At 68.7% G+C, this 24,526-nt stretch carries 19 protein-coding genes; 5 read left to right on the forward strand and 14 right to left on the reverse strand.

What is annotated here, in order from left to right; all coding sequences use genetic code 11:
* Nucleotides 1-157 precede the first annotated feature (157 nt).
* A complete protein-coding gene (locus DA69_RS00305) occupies nt 158-940 on the reverse strand; it encodes a hypothetical protein (RefSeq protein WP_145915875.1) in 783 nt (260 codons plus the stop codon).
* A gap of 155 nt (nt 941-1,095) precedes the next feature.
* Between DA69_RS00305 and DA69_RS00310 the strand changes: the two genes are divergently transcribed.
* Together DA69_RS00310 and DA69_RS00315 are read left to right on the forward strand one after the other, a co-directional pair.
* On the forward strand, nt 1,096-1,458 hold the full coding sequence (locus DA69_RS00310; RefSeq protein ID WP_134581616.1) for a hypothetical protein: 363 nt from the start codon (nt 1,096-1,098) through the stop codon (nt 1,456-1,458).
* An 84-nt stretch (nt 1,459-1,542) separates the two neighbouring features.
* On the forward strand, nt 1,543-2,337 hold the full coding sequence (locus tag DA69_RS00315) for a TSUP family transporter (protein ID WP_025977738.1): 795 nt from the start codon (nt 1,543-1,545) through the stop codon (nt 2,335-2,337).
* Here DA69_RS00315 and DA69_RS00320 read toward each other — a convergent pair.
* Together DA69_RS00320 and DA69_RS00325 are read right to left on the reverse strand one after the other, a co-directional pair.
* The gene (locus DA69_RS00320; protein WP_025977737.1) at nt 2,334-3,695 is read right to left on the reverse strand and encodes a glutamate--cysteine ligase; all 1,362 of its coding nucleotides are present in this window, start codon (nt 3,693-3,695) and stop codon (nt 2,334-2,336) included. The two genes, DA69_RS00315 and DA69_RS00320, sit on opposite strands and share 4 nt — an antisense overlap.
* Nucleotides 3,696-3,764: 69 nt before the next feature.
* Nucleotides 3,765-4,484, reverse strand: coding sequence for a 16S rRNA (uracil(1498)-N(3))-methyltransferase (locus tag DA69_RS00325; RefSeq protein WP_025977736.1), 720 nt, complete (start codon nt 4,482-4,484; stop codon nt 3,765-3,767).
* A gap of 95 nt (nt 4,485-4,579) precedes the next feature.
* On the opposite strand from DA69_RS00325, the gene DA69_RS00330 reads away from it, so the two are divergent.
* Nucleotides 4,580-6,094, forward strand: a complete 1,515-nt coding sequence (locus DA69_RS00330; protein ID WP_025977735.1) for an ABC1 kinase family protein — start codon at nt 4,580-4,582, stop codon at nt 6,092-6,094.
* Here DA69_RS00330 and DA69_RS00335 read toward each other — a convergent pair whose 3' ends face one another.
* From DA69_RS00335 to DA69_RS00355, 5 genes are all read right to left on the reverse strand, one after another.
* Nucleotides 6,095-7,225, reverse strand: coding sequence for an acyl-CoA dehydrogenase family protein (locus DA69_RS00335; RefSeq protein ID WP_064108259.1), 1,131 nt, complete (start codon nt 7,223-7,225; stop codon nt 6,095-6,097). It abuts the gene before it with no gap.
* Between the two features lie 203 nt (nt 7,226-7,428).
* Nucleotides 7,429-9,210 (reverse strand): acyl-CoA dehydrogenase C-terminal domain-containing protein, encoded by a 1,782-nt coding sequence (locus DA69_RS00340; protein ID WP_025977733.1) that lies wholly within the window; start codon nt 9,208-9,210, stop codon nt 7,429-7,431.
* A 4-nt stretch (nt 9,211-9,214) separates the two neighbouring features.
* Complete coding sequence (locus DA69_RS00345; RefSeq protein ID WP_025977732.1) at nt 9,215-9,703, reverse strand: MerR family transcriptional regulator; 489 nt, start codon at nt 9,701-9,703, stop codon at nt 9,215-9,217.
* Between the two features lie 180 nt (nt 9,704-9,883).
* Nucleotides 9,884-10,297 (reverse strand): DoxX family protein, encoded by a 414-nt coding sequence (locus tag DA69_RS00350; RefSeq protein ID WP_025977731.1) that lies wholly within the window; start codon nt 10,295-10,297, stop codon nt 9,884-9,886.
* A gap of 353 nt (nt 10,298-10,650) precedes the next feature.
* Nucleotides 10,651-12,117 (reverse strand): protein adenylyltransferase SelO family protein, encoded by a 1,467-nt coding sequence (locus DA69_RS00355; protein ID WP_025977730.1) that lies wholly within the window; start codon nt 12,115-12,117, stop codon nt 10,651-10,653.
* 222 nt (nt 12,118-12,339) lie between these two features.
* Between DA69_RS00355 and nhaA the strand changes: the two genes are divergently transcribed.
* Both nhaA and DA69_RS00365 read left to right on the forward strand, forming a co-directional pair.
* Complete coding sequence (nhaA, locus tag DA69_RS00360; RefSeq protein ID WP_025977729.1) at nt 12,340-13,551, forward strand: Na+/H+ antiporter NhaA; 1,212 nt, start codon at nt 12,340-12,342, stop codon at nt 13,549-13,551.
* Between the two features lie 232 nt (nt 13,552-13,783).
* Nucleotides 13,784-16,432: a TonB-dependent receptor gene (locus DA69_RS00365; RefSeq protein WP_025977728.1), complete on the forward strand. Its 2,649-nt coding sequence runs from the start codon at nt 13,784-13,786 to the stop codon at nt 16,430-16,432.
* A 336-nt stretch (nt 16,433-16,768) separates the two neighbouring features.
* On the opposite strand, the gene DA69_RS00370 is transcribed toward DA69_RS00365, so the two are convergent.
* The 6 genes from DA69_RS00370 to DA69_RS00395 all read right to left on the reverse strand — a co-directional run bounded on the left by DA69_RS00370 (nt 16,769) and on the right by DA69_RS00395 (nt 24,437).
* On the reverse strand, nt 16,769-19,858 hold the full coding sequence (locus DA69_RS00370) for an efflux RND transporter permease subunit (RefSeq protein WP_025977727.1): 3,090 nt from the start codon (nt 19,856-19,858) through the stop codon (nt 16,769-16,771).
* A 9-nt stretch (nt 19,859-19,867) separates the two neighbouring features.
* On the reverse strand, nt 19,868-21,031 hold the full coding sequence (locus DA69_RS00375; RefSeq protein WP_025977726.1) for an efflux RND transporter periplasmic adaptor subunit: 1,164 nt from the start codon (nt 21,029-21,031) through the stop codon (nt 19,868-19,870).
* A gap of 181 nt (nt 21,032-21,212) precedes the next feature.
* Entirely contained in the window at nt 21,213-21,713 is a 501-nt protein-coding gene (locus tag DA69_RS00380; protein WP_025977725.1) for a DUF6491 family protein, read from the reverse strand.
* 30 nt (nt 21,714-21,743) lie between these two features.
* Nucleotides 21,744-23,570, reverse strand: coding sequence for an FAD-dependent 5-carboxymethylaminomethyl-2-thiouridine(34) oxidoreductase MnmC (gene mnmC / locus DA69_RS00385; protein ID WP_051582110.1), 1,827 nt, complete (start codon nt 23,568-23,570; stop codon nt 21,744-21,746).
* 131 nt (nt 23,571-23,701) lie between these two features.
* The gene (locus DA69_RS00390; RefSeq protein WP_025977723.1) at nt 23,702-23,977 is read right to left on the reverse strand and encodes a hypothetical protein; all 276 of its coding nucleotides are present in this window, start codon (nt 23,975-23,977) and stop codon (nt 23,702-23,704) included.
* A gap of 157 nt (nt 23,978-24,134) precedes the next feature.
* Nucleotides 24,135-24,437, reverse strand: a complete 303-nt coding sequence (locus DA69_RS00395; RefSeq protein WP_025977722.1) for a hypothetical protein — start codon at nt 24,435-24,437, stop codon at nt 24,135-24,137.
* Between the last annotated feature and the right edge of the window lie 89 nt (nt 24,438-24,526).

Consider the following 24,526-nt stretch of genomic DNA (forward strand, 5'->3'; position numbering starts at 1 on the left):
GCTGGGTGCGATATGCGAACCTTTGCCGACGGGGGATTTGTGATCACATTGGCGCGAAGGCCTACGTAGTGGAAGTCCGCAAATGATCTTGCAGCGAAGTCCGCCTCAAGCCAGCTTTCGGACATTGAGCGCATCAATCAAACGGGCCGCGCGCCCCTCAGCCTGAAACGCAATCTCCCGCCGCGCCGAAGACCACCGCGCGCGGATTGGGCGGGCGCAGGCGGGCCAGGACGTCGCGGCGGCTGGGCGGCCGGCCCCAGCGGGTGAAGCCCAGGCCGTAGCGCCTCAGCGTCGCCTCATGCGGCAACCACAGCGAATGGCGCGACAGCCAGGCCGCGCGCGGCGTCGTCTCGCCGGGGATGGTCACCTGGGTCTGAATGTCCGACAGCCCGATCTGGGCGGCGGCGCACGCCAGAATGCCGGGGTCGGCGCCCCGCGCGGCGTAAAGGGCGCGCAGCCGTCGCGCGCCCCGGGCGATCTCGTCCGGAACGGCCTCGTTCAGCGTTTGATAGTTGGCCTCGATCACCGGCGAGGAGTGATGGAAGCTGACGAAGCCCGCCCGCTCTATGGTGCGCGTCGCCCCGGCGGCGAAGATGGCGTTGGCGCAGGCGGAGGTGCACTGGCCCCGCACCGTCACCGGCAGGCGCCGCGCCAGGATCACCTCGGCCGCGTCCAGCGCGGCGTTCTCGTCGCCGCCGCCGCTGTCGATCACCAGGCCCTCGACGCTTTCGTCCGACAGGGCCAGGGCCAGGGCGGCGCCCGAGGCCGGGCTGAAGGCCCCGCGAAACACCACGCGCGGCCCCTCGCGCGACAGCAGCCACTGGGGCCGCGCCGGGCCGGCGGACATTTCGGTCGTGGCTGGCGAGGCGGGCGACGCCGTCGCCGCCTGCGGCGAGGCGACGGCGATCAGGGCGGAGGTCACGGCGGCGATCAACGACACAGGCTTATGAGCCTCCTTGCAGGACCGCCACCATGCGCCCGCCTAGGCGTCTGTGTCCAAGCCAAAGATGAGGGCCCGGCGCCGCGCCCCGTGGCGAAGAGGTTGGCCTCCCCGCCAACTCGTGCATAGTGATGCTCGACAAACGGAGGTCGGTCATGTTGTTGGCGGTTCTGTTCTACGGCGTTACGGCGTTTGGCGGCCAGACGGGGGCCCAGCCCGCGCCGCCGTCCAACCATCAGGTCATCCGCCCCAGCGCCGACCGGGCGGACCCAACCATGTGGCGCTTTCAGGACATGGATGATCGCCGCATGATCGACGAGATGCGCCGCGAGCGCGTCCGACAGAACTACGAAGCCGCCGTGATCAATCAGCGCCGGCTGCTGGCCGACGAGCTGGACAAGCTGATCGCCGCCAATGAATGCGGTCAGGCGACGGACCTGGCCCAGCGCGCCGGCTATCGCGACATCCGCGAAGGCGTCGCCAGCGCCTGTCAGGCCAGGGCCGGTTCGAGCTCCTAAGGCTTCGTCGCCGATTTGACGCCAGAGCGTGGCGGTTCGCCGCCTGCGGGGCTATAGCGCCAGCCTGACCGGAGTGCTGTGCGCGTGTTCGACCTGACGCCTGAAATCATCGCCCTGTTGGGCGTCGCGTCGGTGATCGCCGGCTTCATCGACGCCATCGCCGGGGGCGGGGGGCTGATCTCGCTGCCGGCCCTGTTGTCGGTGGGGCTGAACCCGGTCGCCGCCATCGCCACCAACAAGGTTCAGGGCAGTGTCGGCACCGCCAGCGCCCTGTGGAACTTCTGGCGCAAGGGCCGGGTGGATTTCCGCCTGATCCGCTGGCCGCTCGCGCTGGTTGCGGTCGGGTCGGGGCTGGGCGCCTTCGCCGTGACCCTGGTGGATACACGCTGGCTGATGATCCTGCTGCCGGTGCTGCTGATCGGCATCGCGCTTTATTTCCTGCTCGGCCCCAAGGCGGCGGACGAGGACGCCGCCGCCCGGCTGACGCCGCTGGCCTACGCCTTCGTGGCGGGCGGGATCGGCTTCTATGACGGCTTCTTCGGGCCGGGGACGGGGTCGTTCTTCGCCCTGAGCCTCGTCATGCTGCTGGGCATGGGGCTGACGCGGGCGACGGCGCACACCAAGGCGCTGAACCTGATGAGCAATGTCGTCGGCATCGTCGTTCTGGCGGTCGGCGGCCACGTCGTCTGGGTGCTGGCCGGGATCATGGCGGTGGGTCAGTTCATCGGCGGGCGGCTGGGTTCGCACGCGGCCATGCGCTTCGGCCCGCGCCTGATCCGGCCGCTGCTGGTGGTGATCTCGCTGGCGATGACGGCGCGGCTGCTGTCCGACCCCGCCAATCCGCTCAGGGCCATGATCGCGGGCTGGCTGGGCCTTTAATAGGCGCAGTCGCGATAGACGCGGCTGATGTCGCCGCCCCATTCGCCGTTGTACAGCTCCAGCAACCGGTCGGCCGAGGTTACGCCGCTGTCGGCGATGTCTTCCAGTTCGGTGATGTAGCCGCGCTCGTCCACCATGCCGCCGCTGAAGCGAGCCCGGTTCTTCAAGCCTTGCTTGGCGATGTTGACCATGTCGACGGCGACGTCGCGCACGCTGCGGCCGCTGACTTCCGCCTTCAGGCCCAGCCGCGTCACGTCGCGGCGCAGGCGCTCGTGGTCGGCGATGTCCCAGTCCTTGCACAGGTCCCAGGCCGCCGCCAGCGACGGCGCGTCGTACAGGATCCCGGCCCACAGGGCGGGCAGGGCGCAGATGCGGCTCCACGGCCCGCCGTCGGCGCCGCGCATCTCCAGATACTGTTTCAGCCGCACTTCGGGGAACAGGGTGGTCAGGTGGTCGGCCCAGTCCTGCGCGGTCGCCCGGTCGCCGGGCAGGGCGTCCAGCTTGCCGTCGATAAAGGCGCGGAACGACTGTCCCGACAGGTCGACATAGGTCTGGCCGCGCTTGGCGAAATACATCGGCGCGTCCAGCGCATAGTCGGCGTAGCGCTCATAACCGAAGCCGTCCTCGAACACGAAGCCCAGCATGCCGGTGCGCTCTGGGTCCGTGTCGGTCCAGACGTTGGCGCGCGCCGAGACGAAGCCGTTCGGCTTGCCCTCGGTGAAGGGGCTGTTGGCGAACAGGGCCGTGGCGATGGGCTGCAGCGCCAGCGACGTGCGGAACTTCATCACCATGTCGGCTTCAGAATCGAAGTCGAGGTTGGCCTGAATGGTGCAGGTGCGCAGCATCATATCCAGGCCCAGCTTGCCCTTCTTGGGCATATAGGCGCGCATGACGTCATAGCGGCCCTTGGGCATGACGGGGATGTCCTCGCGCCGCCACAGGGGGTCGAAGCCCAGCCCGAGGAAGCCCAGGTTCAGCTGGTCCGCGACCTGCTTGACCTCCATCAGGTGCTGGCCGGTCTCGTTGCAGATGTCGTGAATGTCCTTCAGCGGGGCGCCCGACAGTTCGAACTGACCGCCCGGCTCCAGGCTGATCGAGGCGCTGAAGCCCTCGGCGTTCTTGCGCTCCAGGGCGATGACGTGATCGCCCTCCAGCACCGGCGTCCAGCCGAAGCGGGTCAGCCCGTCCAGCATGGCCTTGATGCCGCCGGGGCCGTCATAGGCCGGGCGACGCAGCGTCGACTTGTCGAAGCCGAACTTCTCGTGCTCCGCGCCGATGCGCCATTGGTCCTTGGGCTTCTCGCCCTTCGACATGGCGTGGATCAGCTGGTCTCTGGAAAGGGGCGCCGTGTCGGACATCTGTAACCTCTGCTGTCGCGGCTAGATGGGCCAGCCAGCGGCCGGGCTCAAGGGGGGCGGCGGAAACTTCTAACGATCCCAGTCGCCGACCGCCGCCTGCCACAGCGTCATGGCGGCGATGGCGGCGGTGTCGGCCCGCAGGATGCGCGGCCCCAGGGAGACGGCGGTGGTGAAGGGCAGGGACCGCAGCCGCTCGCCCTCCTCGGGCGAAAACCCGCCCTCCGGTCCGATCAGTATGGCCCACTTGCCGTCGCCAGCGGCGGTCAACGCCGATACGGCGGGCGCGCCGCCCGTCTCGTCGCAGAACATCAGCCGCCGTCCGTCCTCCCACCCGTCCAGCAGGGCGTCCAGCTTGACCGGATCATCCACCACCGGCACGTCCAGACGACCCGTCTGCTCGGCGGCCTCCTCGGCGATGGCGTCCAGCCGGTCCAGCCGCAGCCGGTCGGCGTTGGTGCGATGGGTCAGCGCCAGCCGCACCCGCTTGGCACCCAGTTCGGCGGCCTTCTCGACAATGGTCTCGACGCGGGCCTTCTTCACCACGGCGACGATCAGCTCCAGATCGGGACCATAGGTCTGGGGCCGCATCTGCTCCTCGGCGCGCAGGATGACGCCCTTCTTCAGCACCTCGGCGACGCTGACGCGCCACTCGCCGTCGCGACCGTTGAAGACCAGCAGTTCGTCGCCCGCCTTCAACCGCATCACCTGCGTCAGATAGCGCGACTGGTCGAGCGTGGGCGCCACGGCGGCGCCGGGGGCGAGGTCGCCCTGAACGTAAAGACGGATCATGGCGCCTGCATATCGCGCTTTCACGGCGACGACCAACCTCGGCGATCGACTGAGCTTGGCGGGAACGCCGGGTGTTCGGTCCGCGTTCGTCTGTCATGTTCACAACCTTGGCCGTTGCGGCGCGCGATCGAAAACGTCTGGCCGAGATTTCCGGCGTCGCCGCCCGCTTTGGCCTTGAGGCCGTGCTGCTGCGTCTCGGCCTGGGCGGCGGCGAGGCCGAGGCGGGCGGGCCTGAGCCCCTGCCGCGCCGCACCCGTCAGGCGCTGGAGGCGCTGGGCCCCACCTTCGTCAAGCTGGGCCAGATCCTGTCCACCCGCTCGGACCTGCTGCCCGCCGACTGGATCGCCGAGTTCGAACAGCTCCAGAGCGCTGGACCGACCCTCGACTTCGAGACGCTGCGGCCCGAGGTCGAAGCCGCCCTGGGCGGGCCGCCGGAACAGGTCTTCGCCCGTTTCGATGCGACGCCGCTGGCCGCCGCCTCCATCGCCCAGGTGCACCGCGCCGCCCTGCACGACGGGACCGAGGTGGTGGTCAAGATCCGCCGCCCCGGCGTGCGCCCGCGCGTCGAGGCCGACCTGCGCCTGATCGCCGAACTGGCCCGCCGCGCCGAACAGTCCAGCGCCGAGATCGCCCGTTATCGCCCGCGCGCCCTGATCGCACAGCTGACCGAGGCCATGCTGGACGAGCTGGATTTCACGACCGAGGGCCGCAACGTCGACCGCTTCGCCGCCGACTTCGCCAAAAATCGCGACGTGGTCATCCCCGCCGTCTATTGGCAGCACACGACCGACCGCGTGCTGGTGCAGGACTATCTCGACGGCGTGGCGCCCATAGACGCCGCACGGCTGAGGGCGGCGGGCGTCGATCCGCACCGACTGGCCCGCGTCGGCGCCGAGGCGGTGCTGGACATGGTGCTGGTCAATGGCCGCTTCCACGCCGACCCGCATCCCGGCAACCTGCGCGGCCTGCCCGGCGACCGGGTGGGACTGCTGGACTTCGGCATGGTCGGGACCGTCACCCCGCGCCGCCGCGCCGAACTGATCAGTTTCGTCCAGTCGCTGGCCGCCGGCGACGGCGCGCGCATGGCCGAGGTTCTGGCCGACTGGACCGAGGGGACGGACGTCTCGCGCACCAGCCTGACCGCCGGGGCCGAGCGGCTGATCGCCCGCCACGGTCAGGGCGTGGTCGACCTGCCCGCCATCGTCGCCGACCTGATGGGGCTGATGCGGCAGGAGCGGGTGGCCGCCCCGCCCGATCTGGTGCTGATCCTCAAGGCGCTGGTGACGATCGAGGGGGTGTTGTCGCGCGTCGACCCAGACTTCGATCTGGTCAAAACGATGAAGGGCGCCTGGAGCCGCGCCCTCTTCTCCAGCCGCAGCCCGGAAGACCTGCGCAACCGTCTGATCGGCGCCCTTTTGGACCTGTCGGCGGCCAGCGACGACCTGCCCCGCCTGATCCGCGCCGCCTCGCGCCGCCTGACGGCCGAGCCCGCCGCGACGGCGACTGCGGACAAGGAAACCGCCCGGTCGATCCTCTCGGCCGGGCGGTGGATCGCCGCTTCGATTGTCGTTTCAGGCGCCCTGATCGCAGGCGCCCTGCTGCTGCGCTGATTACAGCGTCCGCGCGATCAGCAGCTTCATGATCTCGTTCGTCCCGCCGTAGATGCGCTGGACGCGGGCGTCCTTGTACAGCTGGGCGATCGGGTATTCGGTCATGTAGCCGTAGCCGCCGAACAGCTGCAGCATCTCGTCGATGGTCTCGCCCTGGATGTCCGTGACCCAGTATTTGGCCATCGAGGCCGTGGCGGCGTCCAGCTGGCCCTTCAGGTGCAAGCCGATGCAGTGGTCGACGAAGACCTTGGCCACGGTCAGCTTGGTCTTGATCTCGGCCAGTTTGAACTGGGTGTTCTGGAAATCGATGACCCGCTTGCCGAAGGCCTTGCGCTCCTTGACGTAGGCCAGCGTCGCCTCCAGCCCGCGCTCGGCGGCGGCGACGCCCTGAACGGCGATGTTCAGCCGTTCCTGCGGCAGCTGCTGCATCAGCTGGACGAAGCCCTGGCCCTCGGTGTCGCCGATGACGTTCTCCAGCGGCACCTTCACATCGTTGAAGAACAGCTCGGAGGTGTCGTTCGCCTCCATGCCGATCTTGTGCAGGTTGCGGCCGCGCTCGAAGCCTTCTGCGCCGTCCGTTTCGAGGCAGATCAGGCTGGTGCCCTTGGCGCCCTCGGCCGGGTCGGTCTTGGCGACGACGATGATGAAGTTGGCCAGCTGACCGTTGGTGATGAAGGTCTTGGAGCCGTTCAGGACATAGTGGTCGCCCTGCTTCACGGCGGTGGTCTTGACGCCTTGCAGGTCGGAGCCTGCGCCCGGCTCGGTCATGGCGATGGCGCCGACCAGTTCGCCCGACTGCAGGCGCGGCAGCCAGCGCGCCTTCTGCTCGGCCGTGCCGTAGTGCCAGATGTAGGGCATGACGATGGCGTTGTGCAGGCTGATGCCGAAGTGGTCCGCGCCCTTCCAGCCCAGCTGGCGCATCAGCACCACTTCGTGCCGGTAGTCGCCGCCGAAGCCGCCGTCCTCTTCCGGCAGCGACAGGCCCAGCAGGCCTGCGTCTCCGGCCGCGTTCCACAGCTCGCGCGGCACCGAGGAGGCGGCGATCCACTGCTGGAACTTCTCTTGCGGGGCGTGCTCGTCGATCCATTTGGCGACGGAGTCGGAGAAGAGGACGATCTCCTCCTCGCGCATGAAATCGGGTCGGGGCTGCCTAGGACGTTCATCTCATCTCTCCTCCCCACTCCGTGGGGAGGGGGACCGCGAAGCGGTGGAGGGGCTGCATCCATCGCAAGGGGTTACTGTCGCGCGACGGAAAAAGAGCCCCTCCGTCTCGTCGGCTGCGCCGACGATCCACCTCCCCATCAGGGATGGGGAGGAGATCGAAAGCCTCGCGCTTAAAACGCCTCGGCGGGCATCTGCATCAGCACCTCGGCGCCGGACTTCAGCTTCTTCAGGTGCGCCCCGGCGTCGGGCAGAATGCGCTCGACGAAGTAGCGGCCGGTCATCAGCTTGTTGGCGTAATAGGGATCGGCGTCCCCAGCGGCGATCTTGGCTTGCGCCGCCTTGGCCATCTGCGCCCACAGGAAGGCGTAGGCCGTCAGGCCGAAGATGTGCAGGTAGTCGGTCGAGGCCGCCGCCGCGTTGTCCGGGTTGGCCATGCCGTTCTGCATCAGCCACATGGTGGCCTCCTGCAGCTTCTTCTTGGCGTCGGCCAGCCCCTCGACGAAGGGCTTGATCGCCTCGGCATCGCCGTTCTCGCTGACGAAGGCGTCGATGTCGGCGAACCAGCTCATGATGGCGCGGCCGCCGTTGGCCGGCAGCTTGCGGCCGACCAGATCCAGCGCCTGAATGCCGTTGGTGCCTTCATAGATCATGGTGATCCGCGCATCGCGCAGATACTGCGAGGCGGGGAAGTGCTCGGTATAGCCCGAACCGCCGTGGACCTGCATCGCCAGCGAGGCGACGTGGAATCCCTTGTCGGTCAGGTAGGCCTTCAGCACCGGCGTGATCAGGCCCATGTAGTCCTTCGCCTTGGTGGCGACGGCTTCATCGGCGGCCTTCTGCAGGTCGGCCTGCAGCGCCGTCCACAGGATGAAGGCGCGGCCGCCTTCGACGAAGGCCTTGGCCTCCAGAAGCATGCGGCGCACGTCGGGGTGGACCATGATCGGGTCGGCCGGGCCGTCCGGGTTCTTCGGTCCGGTCAGGCTGCGGCCCTGCAGGCGGTCGTTGGCGAACTCGACGGCGGCCTGATAGGCGGCGTCGCCGATGGCCAGCCCTTGCAGGCCGGTGCCCAGGCGCGCCTCGTTCATGACCACGAACATATTGTTCATGCCCCGGCCTTCTTCGCCGATCAGCCAGCCCTTGGCGTTTTCATAGGCCATGACGCAGGTGGCGTTGCCGTGGATGCCCATCTTGTGCTCGAGGCCGGCGCAGGACACGCCGTTGCGCTCGCCCAGCGAGCCGTCTTCGTTCACCAGGAACTTCGGCACCACGAACAGGCTCAGGCCCTTGATGCCCGGAACCGCGCCTTCGACGCGGGCCAGCACCGTGTGGATGATATTGTCGGCGAAGTCGTGCTCGCCCGCCGAGATCCAGATCTTCTGGCCGGTGATCGAATAGGAGCCGTCGTCGTTCTTGACCGCCTTGGTGCGGACCATGCCCAGATCGGTGCCGCACTGGGGCTCGGTCAGGTTCATGGTGCCGGTCCATTCGCCCGACGCCATCTTGGGCAGATACTTCTGCTTGATCTCGTCCGAGGCGCTGGCCTCGATGCCGTGGAAGGCGCCGCTGGTCAGGCCCGGATACATGGAGAAGGCGGCGCTGGCGGCGGCGGTGAACTGGCCCACCGCGCTGGACACCACCGACGGCATGCCCTGACCGCCGAACTCGGTGCTGAAGCCCAACGAGGGCCAGCCCGCCTCGACCATCTGATGATAGGCTTCCTTCCACCCCTTGGGCGTGGTCACCACGTCGCCGTCGATGTGACAGCCTTCCAGATCGCCGGGACGGTTGATCGGGGCGATGACCTCTTCGGCGAACTTGCCGCCTTCCTCGATGATCTGGTCGATCAGGTCGCGCGACAGATCAGCGTCGGGCAGCTGGTTGCCGTAGGTCTCGACCTGCAGAACGTCATGCAGGACGAAGGACAGGTCGCGGACGGGCGCCTTATAGGTCATGGGATCACGCTCTCGCTTTGAAGGTCAGGAAATGGTCGTCGGGGTCGTTGAGCCGCTCGCTCAGCAGGCTGGCGTAGGCCTCGGCGCCCGGCAGAAGGTCGGGTCGGTGTTCGCCCAGGGTTTTTTCCATCCAGGCGCAGGCGGCCTCGGCCGTCTCGATGGCGCCTTCGATGTCTTCCAGCTGCTGCTTCAGCGCCTCGATGCGGGCGCGATGGCGCGGCAGGGCGATGGCCATCTGATGGACGTTGTGGTCTTTCTGATCATACAGATCCAGCATCTCCTGGATCTCGACCAGGGTGAAGCCGATGCGCCGACCGCGCATGATCAGCTTCAGCCGAGCCCGGTCGCGCGGCCCATAGACCCGCGTCTGCCCTTTACGCGACGGCGTCAGCAGGCCCTTGTCCTCATAGAAGCGAAGGGCGCGCGCGGTCGCGCCGAACTCACGGCATAGCTGCCGTATGGAATAGGTGCGATGTTCGTCTGCGATCGACATGCCGCCTTGATAACTTGACGCGGACGTAAAGGGAAGCTTTCGGCGCGCCCGGCTACGAAGTTGTGAACGGCTCAAAAGAAAAGGCCGCGACCGGGGTGGGGTCGCGGCCTTCATATTCGCAGGCCCTCTGGGGGAGGGGGAGAAGCGGGCCTGCAAATCGGATCGGGAAGGGGCGTCGGCTCAGCGGCGACGCAGCCACAACACCGGCGCCGTGATGGCGATCAGGACGACGTTGGTCAGGCTCAGGCCCATGTCGAGGTTGAAGGCGTGGACGCCCAGGGCGACGACCTCGAGGATCAGCAGGCCCGCTGTCGCCGTCAGCAGCAGCGGACGGCCGAACCGCCATGAGATCAGCGGCGTCAGCACCATCAGGGCCAGCGCCATCTCGGCGACGCCGACGCCGCGCACAAAGGTCTCGCTGACGAGGGCCGGCCACTGCATCAGCACAATGAGGTTCTGCATCGGCTCGGACAGCTTGGCGTAGCCGGCGGCGAGGAAGAACATGGCGATCCAGCCCTGGAAGGTCCAAAGCGTGATGTTCAGATAATCGGCGCGGGCGCGCGCCTGATGGGGCGTCAAGGTGGTCGTCGTCATGGCCGTAACCGTTAATTCGCAACAGCCACAAAATCAGTTACTGTGTGCTGACTTGCAAGCGGCTGAAACAATCTGTGATCAGGCTGGCGGAAGGTCGTGGCGACAGCGAGGCTGAAACCACAATTCCCCGTAACCCAGCCGAGATCATCCGCCTCTAAGCCGAGCCGTATTTCGAGTCAACGGGCGATGACATCAATTGATGACTTAGGGCGCAGCCTTGCAAAATTCCGTTCATCCCCGCGGAGGCGGGGACCCAGTTCGGTGGCCGCAAAGCGTGAGGTTGGGGAGAATGGTCTTCGGGCGCGCGCGCCGCCCTCACTGGGTCCCCGCCTCCGCGGGGATGAGCGGGACGATCACAAACTCCACGCTTCCCTTGCCATCTCCAGCCGGGCCAGTTTGGCCTTCAGCGGCGCCCAGTCGTCGGCCGCGTCAATGGCGCTCCACAGGGCCTCGACCTCGTCGATCAGCAGCTCTTCGGGCTCGGGCGCGGCGAACATCGGATGCTCCAGCCGCTCGGGCCGGTCGGGCTCATGCTCCATCAGGGCGAAGCGGAAGGCGTCGAAAGCCTCGCCCTGATAGGTCTTGCCGCGAACCCCGCCCAGCGCCCGCGCCGCCGAGCTGAACCCGCCGAACCAGTCGAAGAAGATCGGCTCCCAGCGCAGGGCCTCCTTCTTCTCGCGCGCCAGCGCCAGCGTCGCGTCCAGCAGCCGCTGGTCCGCCGCCTCGCCCAGGCTCTTGACGCCCAGCCGGTTCAGGAAGGCCGCCCGCAGATGGCGTATATAGGCCGGGCCGAAACCGTTCAGCGCCGCCGCCAAATCCGCGACTTGCGGCTCCGACTCGGCGATCAGCTTCAGACACCCGGCCAGCTGGGTCAGGTTCCAGAACACCGCCTCGGGCTGGCGCGCAAAGGCGTAGAGGCCGTTCTGGTCGAAATAGGCGGCGGTGAAGCCCGGCTCATAGTGCGGCAGGAAGCGCCACGGGCCGTAGTCGAAGCTCTCGCCCGCGACGTTCAGATTGTCGGTGTTCAGCACGCCGTGGACGAAGCCCGCCGCGATCCACTTCGCCGTCAGCGCCGCCGAGGCCTCGACCACCGCCGCCAGGAAGCCCGCCGCGTCGCCCGGCGCGACCGCCGGATGATACAGGCTGCGCGCGTGCTCCATCAGCGCCTCGATCTGGACCTTGCGCCCGTAGTAGGCGGCGCGCTGGAAGGTCCCGAAACGGATATGGCTGTGCGACAGCCGCACCATGACGGCGGATCGCGTCGGCGACGGCTCGTCGTGCCGCTCCAGATCCTCGCCCGTCTCGATCAGCGACAGGATGCGGCAGGTCGGCACGCCCAGGCTCTCCAGCATGGCCGCGGCCAGCGCCTCGCGCACCCCGCCCTTCAGCGTCAGCCGCCCGTCCGCATGACGCGACCACGGCGTCTGGCCCGAGCCTTTGGTGCCCAGGTCGAGAAGGCGAGTTGGAAGAGCGCTATCGCTCGCGACGCGGTCGCTCGCTGCTTGAGCGCCGCTCACCTCCCGCATCTGCGCCGCCAGAAAGCCGCGCCCGTCGCCGATCTCGGGGTTGTACACGCGGAACTGGTGGCCGTGGTAGCGCATGGCCACGGGGCCGGGCTGGCCGGGCAGGGGGTCGAACCGGCCGAAATGGGCGATCCATTCGGCGTCGCTCAGCGTCTCCAGCCCCACCGTCGCCGCCGCCCGGTCGTTGCGCAGGCGCAAGATCGTCTGCGGGAAGTCGGCCGGCTTCACGGCGTCGCCGTATTCGGCGCCCAGTTCAAAAAAGCGGGGGTCGGGGCGATAGGCGGGGGAGACGGGCATGGGCGGCAGATGCCCCTTCGCCGCGCATTTCGCAACCGCGAGGCCGATCCGGCGCGGCGGGGTTGAACCTTGCGGCCCGATCCGTATTTTCACCGGCAGAGATCAGGCCCCGCGCGGCATCGCCCAGGGGTCAGGCCGGCGCCGCCTTGCGCGCGAATCCGGTCCGGCGTCCGTCGATAACCTGACGCCACGACAGACCCTCTCGCTGTTTCGGAGACCTTCGTGGCCAGAAAACATACGCTCGCCTTTCTCAAGACCGAGGCCGGTTCCGGCGCCGTCCTGGGCTTCGCCGCCCTGGCGGCGCTGATCGTCGCCAACTCGCCCTGGTCGGCGGATTATTTCGCCTGGCTCAAGAGCGTTCACGCCGTTCAGATCGGCCCCCTGCGGCTGGAGGAGACGATCTCCGACTGGATCAAGGAAGGCCTGATGGCGGTCTTCTTCCTAATCGTCGGCCTTGAAATCAAATATGAGGTCCTGAAGGGCGAACTCAGCAATCCCAAGAAGCTGGCCCTGCCCATTCTGGCGGCGCTGGGCGGCATGGCGGTCCCGGGCCTGGTCTATCTGGCCGTCGCCGGAACGCTGGGCGGCCCCACGCAGGGATGGCCCATTCCGCTGGCCACCGACATCGCCTTCGCCCTGGCCGTTTTCGCCATGGTGGGGCGCAGCCTGCCCGCGTCGCTGCGCGTCTTCCTGCTGACCCTGGCCATTGTCGACGACCTGGGCGCCATCGCCCTGATCGCCATCCTGTTCAGCCAGGGCGTGCAGTGGGTTCCCCTGCTGGCGGCGCTGGGCGTGATCGCCGTCTTCGCCGTGCTGGGCCGTCGCCGGATGGCCGCCGCCTTCTGGGTGCTGGGCTTCGCCGCCGTCTGGTATCTGACGGTGCTGTCCGGCCTGTCGACGTCGCTGACGGCCGTGGCCTTCGCCCTGATCGTGCCGGTCGACCCGCGCCGCGAGACGTCGCAGAGCCCGCTCAAGGACGCCATGCACGACCTGCACCCCTATGTGGCCTATCTGGTCCTGCCGCTGTTCGCCTTCGCCAAGGCGGGGGTCTCCTTCGCCGGCCTGTCGTTGGAGCAGGCTTTCGCTCCGCTCGTCGTCGCCATCGCCCTGGGCCTGTTCATCGGCAAGCAGATCGGCGTCTTCGGCGTGGCCTGGCTGGCGGTCAAGCTGGGGCTGGGCGACAAGCCGTCGGGCGCTGGCTGGATGCAGCTTTACGGCGTCAGCCTGCTGTGCGGAATCGGCTTCACCATGAGCCTGTTCATCGGCGTCCTGGCCTTCCCCGGCGCCGTGGACTCCGTCGAGCAGATCGAGGTCAAGCTGGGCGTCATCGGCGGCTCCCTGCTGTCGGGTCTGGCTGCGGCCGTGATTCTGTCGCTGGCCGATGCGGCGCAAAAGAAAAGACGCCATTTGAAATCAGTCGCTTCGGCTGAGTGATCGCCGATAACATTGACCTAACGTCAGTATATTTGTCGCTTTATCGCCACAGGTGGGGCGGGGGCGAGGGAATTTATCGTCCCTCACGTGGCCTTTGCTTGTCGGTGACTGGGGCATGGACTACCCCTTTGTGCTGAGAACCCGCGCCGTCCAATGAGCGCGGATCATCAGGGACAGGAATCGCGCGCGGCCGCGAAATGCGGCCGGGCCCACAGAGTCGGGGAGCCGCCTTATGCGTTTGAACCACATCCTTCGCTGCACCGCTTCGGTCGCCGTCGTCGGCGTCGCGGCCTTCGGCTTCGCAGGCGCCGCCGCGGCCCAGGAGGGGCCCACCACGGTCGACGACATCATCGTCACCGCCCAGAAGCGCGAACAGAGCCTGCAGGACGTGCCGATCGTGGTCACCACCCTGTCGCAGGCCGCGCTGGAAGGCGCCGGGGTGCGCGACATCAAGGATCTGCAGATCCTGACGCCGGGCATGACCGTCACCTCGACCCAGTCCGAGACCTCGACCACCGCCCGCATCCGCGGCGTCGGCACCGTGGGCGACAACCCCGGCCTGGAAAGCTCGGTCGGCGTGGTCATCGACGGCGTCTACCGCTCGCGCAACGGCGTCGGCTTCGGCGACCTGGGCGAACTGAGCCGCATCGAGGTGCTGAAGGGGCCGCAGGGCACCCTGTTCGGCAAGAATACCTCGGCCGGCGTCATCAACATCATCTCCGAGGCGCCGTCCTTCACGCCGGGCTTCGAGGCCGAGGCCACCTACGGCAACTTCGGCGCCTGGGGCATCGCCGGCTCGGTCACCGGCCCGCTCAGCGAAAAGGTCGCCGGCCGCCTCTACATGGCCAAGCGCGAGCGCGACGGCTTCTACGACGTGGTCACCGGCGCCGGTCCGCGTCAGGAGACCGACGACCAGAACCAGAACTTCTGGACCGCGCGCGGCCAGCTGCTGATCCTGCCCTCGGACGACGTCTCGATCCGGCTGATCGCCGACTATTCCAAGCGCGACGAATACTGCTGCGTCTCGACCCAGATCCGCACCGGCCCCACCGTCGCCTTCATCAACGCGGTCGGCGGTCAGCAGGCCGCCCCGGCGCCGGGCTTCGGCGAACTGCCCTTCTCGCGCACGGCCTACGCCAACCGCGGCACCGGCCAGACCATGGAAGACATGGGCTTCTCGGCCGAGGCCAACATCGACATTCCGTCGTGGAACGCCACCTTCACCTCGCTCAGCTCCTGGCGGAACTGGTCGGGCGTCAACGGCATGGACCTCGACTACACCACCGCCGACCTGCTCTATCGCGTGGATGACGGCGGCTACGGCTTCGAGCTGGAGAACCTGACCCAGGAGTTCCGGCTGGCCGGCGCGACCGACCGCCTCGACTGGCTGGTCGGCGCCTTCATGACCCGCGAAAACATCGACCGCGCCGACAGCTACTGGTACGGGGCGGGCTACACGCCCTTCCTGTCGCTGCTGATCTCCAGCCAGTTGAACGCCGGTTCGAGCGCCATCCCGATCAGCCCGAATATCATCGGCTGCATAACCCGTCCGGGGACGACGGCGCAGTTCCTGGCCGGTTGTCTGGCCACCGGCGGCATGGCGCCCTCGGGCCCGACGGCGCCCACCGGCCCCGGGTTCGGCACGGGTCATGGCGTCCAGGATCACTACAGCCAGACGACCGAATCCATCGCCTTCTTCACCAACAACACCCTGCATCTGACCGACAAGTTCGACGTCACCCTCGGGCTGCGTTACACCCTGGACGACAAACGCCTGCTCGGCGTCCAGGACAATCTGGGAGCCAATGGCGCGGCCTGCGGCGGCGCCCTGGGCAATGTCGCGGCGATGACCGGAGCGCTGATGGGCGCGGGCCTGCCTGCGGCCGCCGCCCAGACCACCGCCGGGCGCCTGGCGTCCAACCTCTGCCTGCCGTGGGCCAACCCGCTGTTCGACAACCGTCGCATTTCGGAAAATCACGACAACGGCGAGCTGAGCGGCACCCTCAAGGGCAGCTATCGCTTCAACGACAGCGTGATGGCCTACGCCTCCTACGCGCGCGGCTACAAGTCGTTCGGCTACAACATGGACCGGGTGCAGGGGCCGACGGCGACCAATCCGCTGCCGGTCAACCCCAGCAGCTCCCTGCTGTTCCCGTCCGAGACGGTCGACAGCTATGAAATCGGGCTGAAGAACACCCTGTTCAACCGTTCGGTGCTGTTCAACATCACCTACTTCAACCAGAAGTTCGAGGACTTCCAGCTCAACACCTTCCTGGGCACGGCCTTCGTGGTCGAATCCATTCCTGAGCTGACGTCCGAGGGCGTCGACGCCGACTTCGTCTGGTTCACCCCGGTCGAGGGCCTGTCGTTCTCGGGCGGCGTGACCTACACGGACACCAAATACGGCGACTTCACCGCCGCCGACCTGGCCAACCCCGGCAACTTCCCGCAGCTGTCGCTGCTGCCGGGCGCCCGCGCCTCCTTCGCGCCGGAATGGTCGGCCACGGCGGCCATGTCGTTCGACCGCTCGATCGGCTCGGGCATGAAGGTGGGTCTGAACCTGTCGGCGAAGTATTCGACCGAGTTCAACACCGGTTCGGACCTGCTGCCGTACAAGATGCAGGACGCCATGACCCTGCTGAACGGCCGCGTCACCCTGGGTTCGGAAGACGACCGCTGGGCGCTGGACCTGTGGGCCCAGAACCTGACAGACGAAGAATATAAGCAGGTGGCCATCAACGCCCCGCTGCAAGGCTCGGCCTTCCAGACCACGGTCCAGCCGAACGGCACCTACTACAACCCGGCGCTGGACACCCAGACCTACAACGCCTTCATGGGCCAGCCGCGCACCTACGGCGTGACCCTGCGCGTCCGCTACTGATCTCAGCGGAGCGTCTGAAGAAAATAGGGGCGGGCCGGAGCGATCCGGCCCGCCTTTTTTCTTATGTGTTCTTCCCTCTCCCGGCGGGAGAGGGCTTAAGCGCACGAGAGCGCAGCGATCGTTCTTGCGCGAAAGGGTGAGGGGCTTGTCCTGTCAGTCGGCGTCAGCCGTCGCAGCGGCGGGTGGTCGGCCGCGAACCCTCACCCTTTCGCCTTCGCCAATCGCTGACGCTCTTGGGGGCTCAAACCCTCTCCCATCGGGAGAGGGGACGCCCATAGAAAAAGCCCCCGGCCATGCGACCGGGGGCTTTCCTGTTTTCAGCGCCTGAGCTTCGCCTCACTCCGCCGGCGTGTGGCTCTCTCCCGCCATCCGCCGCTGCCCGGCGAACATCCGGTTCAGCGTCCGCCGTCCGAAGCCGGCGATGTCGTCGATGATGGTGAACACCGCCGGGATGTAGAGCAGCGACAGGAAGGTCGAGGAGATCAGCCCCCCGAGGACCGCCACGGCCATCGGCGAGCGGAACTCCACGTCGGCGCCCCAGCCGATGGCGATGGGCACCATGCCCGCCCCCATCGCGAAGGTGGTCATCAGGATCGGCCGGGCCCGCTTGTGGGCGGCGTCCATGATGGCGTCGAAACGGCTCAGACCGCTCTTCTCGGCCATGATGATGTAGTCGACCAGCAGGATGGAGTTCTTGGCCGCGATCCCCATCAGCATCAGCACCCCGATCAGGGCCGACATCGAGAAGCTCTTGCCGGCGATCACCAGGGCGATGAAGGCGCCGCCGATGGCCAGGGGCAGGGCCGCCATGATGGTGACCGGATAGGCGAAGCTTTTGAACAGCAGGGTCAGCACCGCATACATCAGCAGAATGCCCGACAGGAAGGCGATGCCGAAGCCGATCAGCATCTCCTGGATGAACTCGGCGTCCCCGGCCGGGACCTGTCGCACGCCGTTGGGCAGGCTCTTGACCGAGGGCAGGCGGTTGACCGCCTGACCGGCGGCGCCGGTGGTGATGCCGTCCAGCTCGGCCGTGATCGAGGCGATGCGCGAACGGTCCTGACGGCTGACCGTGGCCGGCCCGGCGCCGAACTCGATGTCGGCCACCGCGCTCAGCGGCACCGAGGCGCCCGAGGCGGTCGGCACGCGCAGGCTTTCCAGCACATTCAGGTCCTCGCGCGCCGCCTCGGTCAGCTGCAGGCGAATGGGGATCTGACGGTCGCCCAGGTTGTACTTCGGCAGGTTCTGATCGACGTCACCGATCGTGGCGACGCGCACCGCCTGCGAGATGGCCCCCGCCGAGACGCCCAGCAGCGCCGCCTCGTCCGGGCGCGGCGTGACCAGGATTTCCGGGCGAGCGATGGCGGCCGTATTGACCACATTGGCCAGGCCCGGCACGCCGCGCATCTCGTCTTCCACCTTGCGGGCGGCCGCTTCCAGCGTCGCCGGGTCGTCGCCTAGGATGGAGAAGGTGTAGCTGGTGCCGTCGCCGGGGCCGCCGCCCTGCTGGGCGATGCCGGCGCGGATGCGGGCGCCGGGGATCTGCTTCAGCTCATCGACCATGACGCGCGCGAAAGCCTGCTGGCTCAGGTCGCGCTGACCCTTGGGCACCATGTCGGCGTAGACATTGGCCTGGTTGACCGCCTGGCCGCCGACGGCGGCGTAGACCGAGGTGACCTCGGGCCGGGCGTTCAGCGTCTGGGTCACCTGCCGCACCACGGCGTCGGTCTGGCGCAGGGTGGCGCCCGGCGGCAGCTCGATCTGGAAGGCCGCGCGGCCCTCGTCGGCGGGCGACATGAACTCGAACGACATCTTGGCGACCACGGACAGGCCGATCGAGCCGAACAGGAAGGCCGCCCCCATGACGAAGACGATCCAGCGATGGCGCAGGCACCACTTCAGCGCCCGCAGATAGCCCGCCATCCAGAAGGGATCCTTGTCCTCATGGTGGGTGTGCTTGAGCATATAGGCCGCCATCAGCGGCGTCAGCAGACGCGCCACCACCAGGGAGAAGAAGACGCTGATGCAGGCGGCCAGCGCAAAGGCCTTGAAGAACTGGCCGATGATGCCGGGCATGAAGCCGACGGGCGCGAACACGGCGATGATGGTGCCGGTCGTCGCCACGACCGCCAGGCCGATCTCGTCGGCGGCCTCGAAGGCGGCGTCATAGGGCGGCTTGCCGTCGCGCATGTGGCGCACGATGTTCTCGATCTCGACGATGGCGTCGTCGACCAGGATGCCGATCGTCAACGACAGGGCCAGCAGCGTCACCACGTTCAGCGACTGGTCCATCGGCCCCAGGATGGCGAAGGTGGGGATCAGCGACATCGGCATGGCCGTCGCCGCGATCAGGGTCGCGCGCCAGTCGCGCAGGAAGATCCACACCACGATGACGGCCAGCACGGCGCCCAGGATCAGCGCCTCCAGCGAGGCGAGGTAGGATTCCTCGATGTATTTCACGCTGGAGGTGACCTGTTCGATGGTCAGGTCCGGGTGGCGCTCGTCGATCTTCTCGACCTCGGCGCGCACCTTTTCGGAGACCTTGACCTCGCTGGCCTCGCGCGAGCGCAGGAAGTTGAAGGTCACGGCCTCCTGGCCGTTGTAGCGGGCCAGACGGCGCGGCTCGCTCCACTTGTCGACCACCACGCCCAGGTCGCCCAGGCGCACGTTCTTGCCGTCGCCGACCGGCACCAGGGTCTCGCGCAGCTGTTCGACCGAACCGGCGGCGCCCAGCGTGCGCACCGCGCGCTCCGACCCGGCGATGGTGACGCGCCCGCCCGGCAGGTTGTTGTTGACGTTGGTCAGGGCCTGGCTGACCTGCGCCGCCGTGACGCCGTAGGCGCTCAGACGCTGCGGATCCAGCTCGACGCGGATCTCGCGGTCCACCCCGCCCGAACGGTTGACCTCGCCGACGCCGCCCAGCGCCAGCAGTGCGCGGCTGACCTCATTGTCGATGAACCAGCTGATCTGTTCCGGCGTCATCGTTTCCGAGCGCACCACATAGGTGATCAGGGCGTCGCCGGTGATGTCGATGCGCTGGACCGTCGGTTCCTGCATGTCCTGCGGCAGGCTGGCGCGCACGCCGCTCATGGCGTTGCGGACGTCGTTGGTGGCCCGCTCGGTGTCGGTGCCCAGCTCGAACTCGATGGTGGTCGAGGACACCCCGTCCGAGACGTTGGAATAGATGTGGCGCACGCCCGACAGGCCGGCGATCGAATCCTCGATCACCCGCGTGACCTGCACCTCCATCTCGGTCGGGGCGGCGCCCGGGCGCGCGGCCGTGACCGCCACCAGGGGGAAGTCGATGTCGGGGTTGTTGTTGATCCGCATCCCGGCGAAGCCGGTCACCCCGCCCAGCGTCAGCAGCAGGAACAGCAGGATGACGGGGATGGGGTTCTTGATCGCCCAGGCGGAAATCTGGTTCATGGCCGGGCCTTACTTCTTGGCGGGCGCTTGGGCGGCGGGAGCCGGGCTGGCGGCGGCGGCGGGTGCCGGCGCCTTGGGCGCCGCCACCGTCACCTTGTCGCCGTCGTTCAGGAAGCCGGCGCCGGCCACCACGACCCGCACCCCGGCCTCCACCCCCTCGACCGAAGTCTGGTCGTCGTTGCGCGACAGCACCGTCACCGGGGCGAAGCGCACCGAGGAGTCGGCGTTCAGCACGAAGACGCCGGATTTGTTGCTGCGGTACAGGACCGCGTCGGTCGGCACCACCGTGGCCGGACGGGCGCCCGCCTCGATGGCGGCGCGGGCGAACATGCCCGGCTTCAGCGCGCTGCCGGGCGACAGGCTGATGCGCGCCAGGCCCAGGCGGGTCTGAGGATTGACCTCAGGCGTGACGATGCGGACCGTGCCGGTCGTCGATCCGGCCTGGCTGGAGGTGATGGCCGCGCTCTGCCCGGCCTGGATCAGCGGCAGTTCGGTCTCGGGCACCTGGGCGTCCAGCTCCAGGCGGCCGTCGCGCACCATGCGGAACAGTTCGGTTCCGGCGTCGATGATCTGGCCCTTGGTGACGCTGCGGCTGATGATCAGCCCGCTGACCGGCGCGCGGATGGTGGCCTGCGACAGGCGGGTCTGGGTCTCGGACAGCGAGGCGCGCGCCGCAGCCAGATTGGCCGTCGAGGCGCGCTGGTTGGCCAGGGCCGTATCCAGCGCCGCCTGGCTGAGGAAGCCGCGCTCCTTCAGCTCCTGCGCGCGGGCCAGGGCGGCGTCGTCGCGCGCGGCGTTGGCCTCGGCCGTCTGCACCGCCGCCTGCTGCTGGCGCACCTGGGCCCGCAGCAGCACGTCGTTCATCTGCACCAGCGGCTGGCCCTGTCGCACGTAAGAGCCTTCATCGACATAGACGGTCGTCGCCGTCAGCCCGCCGGTCTCGGCGCCGACCGGCACCTCTTCCCAGGCGGTGACGGTGCCCGAGGCGACCACCGTGCGGGGCAGGGCGACCGTCGTGGCCGTCGCCGCGCTGACGGTCTGGCGCGAGGCGCCGGCTTCCTTTTCCTTGGGGGCCTCGCCGTGTCCGCCGCAGGCGGCCAGGGTCAGGCTCGCGCACAGCGCCGCGGCCAGGGCGCCGGTCAGTGGGGCCGAAAAGCGTCGAGAGGTCGCCACGTGCGGATATCCTGGGAGGTTGAGCATTCAGTCAGGCGCGCGCCAACCTTCTGTCCGACGGCGCGGGCATAGCAACGCTGTTTAACCCTTCGGCGATCCCCGCTCAAACGACTCGATCGCAATTACAGAGAAGTAATCTGCGGGCGGGCCGTCGAGAGACGCTTCAAATAGGCGACAGGGGTCAGGGCCGATCCCGCGCCGGCAGGGCGGCGACTTCGGCGTCGGTCAGGCCTTTGACCATACGAACGCTGCACGGCGTGTTGTCAAAGTCCCGAGGCGCCGAGACGATGCGGGTCCAGTCGCCCACGCACAGGCGGGTAAGCCCGCCGTTCGGCTTGAAGCCGATGGCCAGCGCATTCTCCAGGTCCGGACAGACGCCCAGGGTCTCCAACTGATAGACCGACTTCGACCCCGTGCGCACATAGACGTTGCGCCCGTCGTTCGAGACGCGGAAATTGCGAATGTCGCGCTGGAAGATGCACTGGCGCGCCGTCGCGTTCGCGGCGGTCTGGCCGCTGCTGCCGCCATTGGGCCCGCCGTTGACCGGCGCGCAAGCGGCGATGGTGAAGGTCGCGGCCAGAAGAGCCGGAGCCATAGCGAGACGAAGGGTCATGACGCTGCCTCGGTTGACGTCGATCAGGGCGGTGCGCCCGGTCTGAACCAGGCCAGTGGCGTTATGCACGACAACGCCGGGCGCGCGCGCTGGTTTCGCTTAAACGGCGTTATCGCCTTCGGTCAGCCAACGGGTCGCCGACAGCCGGCGCGCCGCCTCGGCGCTCAGGGGCGAGGGCCGCCCCATGGCCAGGGCCGCCAGATGCTCGCCCAGCAGGGGGGCGACGCAGAAGCCGCGCGAGCCCAGACCGGTCAGGACGAACAGGCCGGGGCGCCATCGGCCGCACAGGGGCAGGCGGTCAGGCGTCGTGGCGCGCACGGCCGCGCGGCGCCCCCGCGCCTGAGCAGGCGCGGCCTCGACGCGCGCAGCGCATTGGGGCAGGGCGGCGCCGAGGGTCGCCCGGTTGCGGGCGCTGGCCTCGTCGGACGCCTCGGGCGTTTCGACGCCCCGGTCGTGGGTGGCGCCGTAGAGCATCCCCCGCCCGGTCGGCGCCGCATAGCCGCCCCAGGCCGCCGGGACGCTCGGGCCGGGCGCCGCTTCGTCCTCGATCCAGTCCGCCTGCCCGGCCACGGGCGACAGCGGCAGGTCGGGCGCCAGCCGCGCCGTCCCCCAGCCCGCCGCCAGCACCACGACGTCCGCCTCGATCAGCACGGCGTCGTCCTCGCCCGACAGGCGCCATCCGTCCGTCATCGGCTCCAGCCGCGCCACGCGCCCGGCGATCCGCTCGGCCCCCTCCAGCCACGGCTCCAGTATGGCGTCGGAGCGCACGGCCAACGCCTGCGCCATCATCAGCCCGCCGCGAGGCGTCGTCTCGCCCAGACGCATCGAGCACGCCGCCGCGTCCAGGCGCTGCATCGCCCCTTCGGCCCACAGCTCCTGAGCGGCGATCTTGTCGAACCGGACGGCGTCGCGCGGCGCCTGCTCCAGTTGCAGCACGCCCTCGGCGACCACGGCGCCGCGCAGGGCGCGATAGAGGTCGCCCGCCCGCTCCAGCGCCTGGGCGTGAAGACCGGCGATCAGGGCGTCGCCCGCATCCAGCCGGGGCGTGACCAGCGACGCGGGAAAGCCCGAGGCCCCCGCGCCCGCCCGCTCGGCCTCGATGACGGTGACGCGCGCGCCCTCGGCGATCAGGGCCCGCGCCACGGCCGCCCCGGCGATCCCGGCGCCGACGACGGCGACGTGGACCGGCCGCTCCGGCCGCGGCTCGCCCGCCATCCGCGCTTCCAGCCGTTCGCGCTTGCGGCCGTGGCCGGGCTTTTTCTCGACCGTAAAGCCGTGCTCGGCCAGGCCCCGCCGCACGGCCCCCGCGACGGTGAAGGTGGCCAGCCGCGCGCCGGGCGCCGAGCGCGCCGCGACCAGCGCCATAATCTCGGGCGACCACATGCCGGGGTTCAGCGCCGGCGAAAATCCATCCAGAAACCAGGCGTCGGCCGCGCCCGACCATTGCTCCAGCGCCCATCGCGCGTCGCCGACGGCCAGGTCGATCGTCGCCCCCCACTGCGGCAGGTCCAGCCGATGAAACCCGGGCGTCCCGGCCGGCCAGACCGCCAGCAGCCCGGCGGCCGTCTCGGCCAGCTCGGGCCAGGCCGCCAGCGCCCGCGCCGCCTCTTCGCGCGTCAGGGGGAAGCCTTCGATGGAGAAGACCTTGAGCCGCCCGTTCTCGGGCCGCGTCCGTCGCCACAGGTCCAGCAGGGCGACGATGTTCAGCCCGGTGCCGAAGCCCAGCTCGCCCACGCTGAAGGCGGATCGCCCGCTCCACGCCTCCGGCAGGCCGCAGCCCTGCAGGAAGACCGCCCGCGTCTCGGCCAGGCCGTCGTCCTTGGAGAAGTATACGTCGCCGAATCGGCCCGAGCGCGGCGAGCCGTCCTCGGCCCACACGAGAAGCGGAGAGGCGTCGTCAGGCGCGATGTCGGCGGGATGGGTCATGACGGCCGGTCTATCGACCTGGGCGACCGGACGAAAGCTGGCTGGAACTATGGGCAAGAAAAAAGGGACCGTCCGAAGACGATCCCTTTCTCCATCACGGTCCGAAGACCGCGATTTAAGACTGTGAAGTCTTAGGCAGCCGGGGCGGCCGGAGCAGCAGCCGGAGCGGCGGCGGCGTCGGCGGCCGGAGCAGCGGCGTCAGCCTTGGCGGCTTCGCCAGCGGCTTCGCCAGCAGCGGCGGCGGCGTCGGTGGCGGCGGCGTCGGCCGTAGCAGCGGCGTCGGCAGCGGTGTCGGCGGCGGCGGTGGCGTCGGCAGCGGCGTCTTCAGCCTTGTCGGTGGCGGCGGGTTGGCAAGCAGCCAGGGCCAGAGCGGCGGCCGAAGCGGCGATCAGAGCGGTGATGCGCATAGTTTTCTTCCTTCAGAAGGTAAATGCGAGACCATGAACCTCGCTGAGGGAGTGATAACGGCTTCGTGAGCACAAGCGCAAGCGATTTCTCACGCGTTCGTGAAGACGCCGCGAGCGCATCTCGTTTGTCGATGCGCCGACGCGCCTCGCCGCGCCTCTAGTGGGGCGGAATCGGCGGCGTGGCCGGGTCGGTCGGATCGGCCGGCAGCGGCGTCGGCGGCGAATCCGGGTCCGGCGGCAGGGTCGGCGGGGTCGGCGCCGGAACGGCGTCGCCCGGCGGCGGGTTGGCGGGCGTCATGGCGCCGGGCGCAGCCCTCGAATCCGGCGTGCTCGAGGGTTGGGCGGCCGGGGCGGTCACGCCGTCCGGCCGCTGCGGCGCGCGTTCGCTGCACGCGGACAACAGCAGAACGGCGCCCACGGCGGTCAGGCTCGGCAGAAGGAATCTTGAGGACGGTCGCATCGGACGGCTCCTTTCAGAAACGGCCGCGCACGCGGCCGTGATCTTCAGAGAACCGTCGTGAACGCTCCGTGTTCCGAAAGTCGGATTGA

Origin of the sequence: Brevundimonas naejangsanensis (assembly GCF_000635915.2) — a bacterium.
GTDB lineage: Bacteria > Pseudomonadota > Alphaproteobacteria > Caulobacterales > Caulobacteraceae > Brevundimonas > Brevundimonas sanguinis.

Excerpts from the sequence above, each read along its gene's own strand:
- DA69_RS00335 (WP_064108259.1), bottom strand. The coding sequence starts at position 7,225 with ATGCGCGAGGAGGAGATCGTCCTCTTCTCCGACTCCGTCGCCAAATGG.
- mnmC (WP_051582110.1), bottom strand. The coding sequence starts at position 23,570 with ATGACCCATCCCGCCGACATCGCGCCTGACGACGCCTCTCCGCTTCTC.
- DA69_RS00370 (WP_025977727.1), bottom strand. The coding sequence starts at position 19,858 with ATGAACCAGATTTCCGCCTGGGCGATCAAGAACCCCATCCCCGTCATC.
- DA69_RS00310 (WP_134581616.1), top strand. The coding sequence starts at position 1,096 with ATGTTGTTGGCGGTTCTGTTCTACGGCGTTACGGCGTTTGGCGGCCAG.
- DA69_RS00395 (WP_025977722.1), bottom strand. The coding sequence starts at position 24,437 with ATGCGACCGTCCTCAAGATTCCTTCTGCCGAGCCTGACCGCCGTGGGC.
- DA69_RS00355 (WP_025977730.1), bottom strand. The coding sequence starts at position 12,117 with ATGCCCGTCTCCCCCGCCTATCGCCCCGACCCCCGCTTTTTTGAACTG.
- DA69_RS00320 (WP_025977737.1), bottom strand. The coding sequence starts at position 3,695 with ATGTCCGACACGGCGCCCCTTTCCAGAGACCAGCTGATCCACGCCATG.
- DA69_RS00365 (WP_025977728.1), top strand. The coding sequence starts at position 13,784 with ATGCGTTTGAACCACATCCTTCGCTGCACCGCTTCGGTCGCCGTCGTC.
- DA69_RS00350 (WP_025977731.1), bottom strand. The coding sequence starts at position 10,297 with ATGACGACGACCACCTTGACGCCCCATCAGGCGCGCGCCCGCGCCGAT.
- DA69_RS00390 (WP_025977723.1), bottom strand. The coding sequence starts at position 23,977 with ATGCGCATCACCGCTCTGATCGCCGCTTCGGCCGCCGCTCTGGCCCTG.
- DA69_RS00330 (WP_025977735.1), top strand. The coding sequence starts at position 4,580 with ATGTTCACAACCTTGGCCGTTGCGGCGCGCGATCGAAAACGTCTGGCC.
- DA69_RS00325 (WP_025977736.1), bottom strand. The coding sequence starts at position 4,484 with ATGATCCGTCTTTACGTTCAGGGCGACCTCGCCCCCGGCGCCGCCGTG.
- DA69_RS00345 (WP_025977732.1), bottom strand. The coding sequence starts at position 9,703 with ATGTCGATCGCAGACGAACATCGCACCTATTCCATACGGCAGCTATGC.
- DA69_RS00340 (WP_025977733.1), bottom strand. The coding sequence starts at position 9,210 with ATGACCTATAAGGCGCCCGTCCGCGACCTGTCCTTCGTCCTGCATGAC.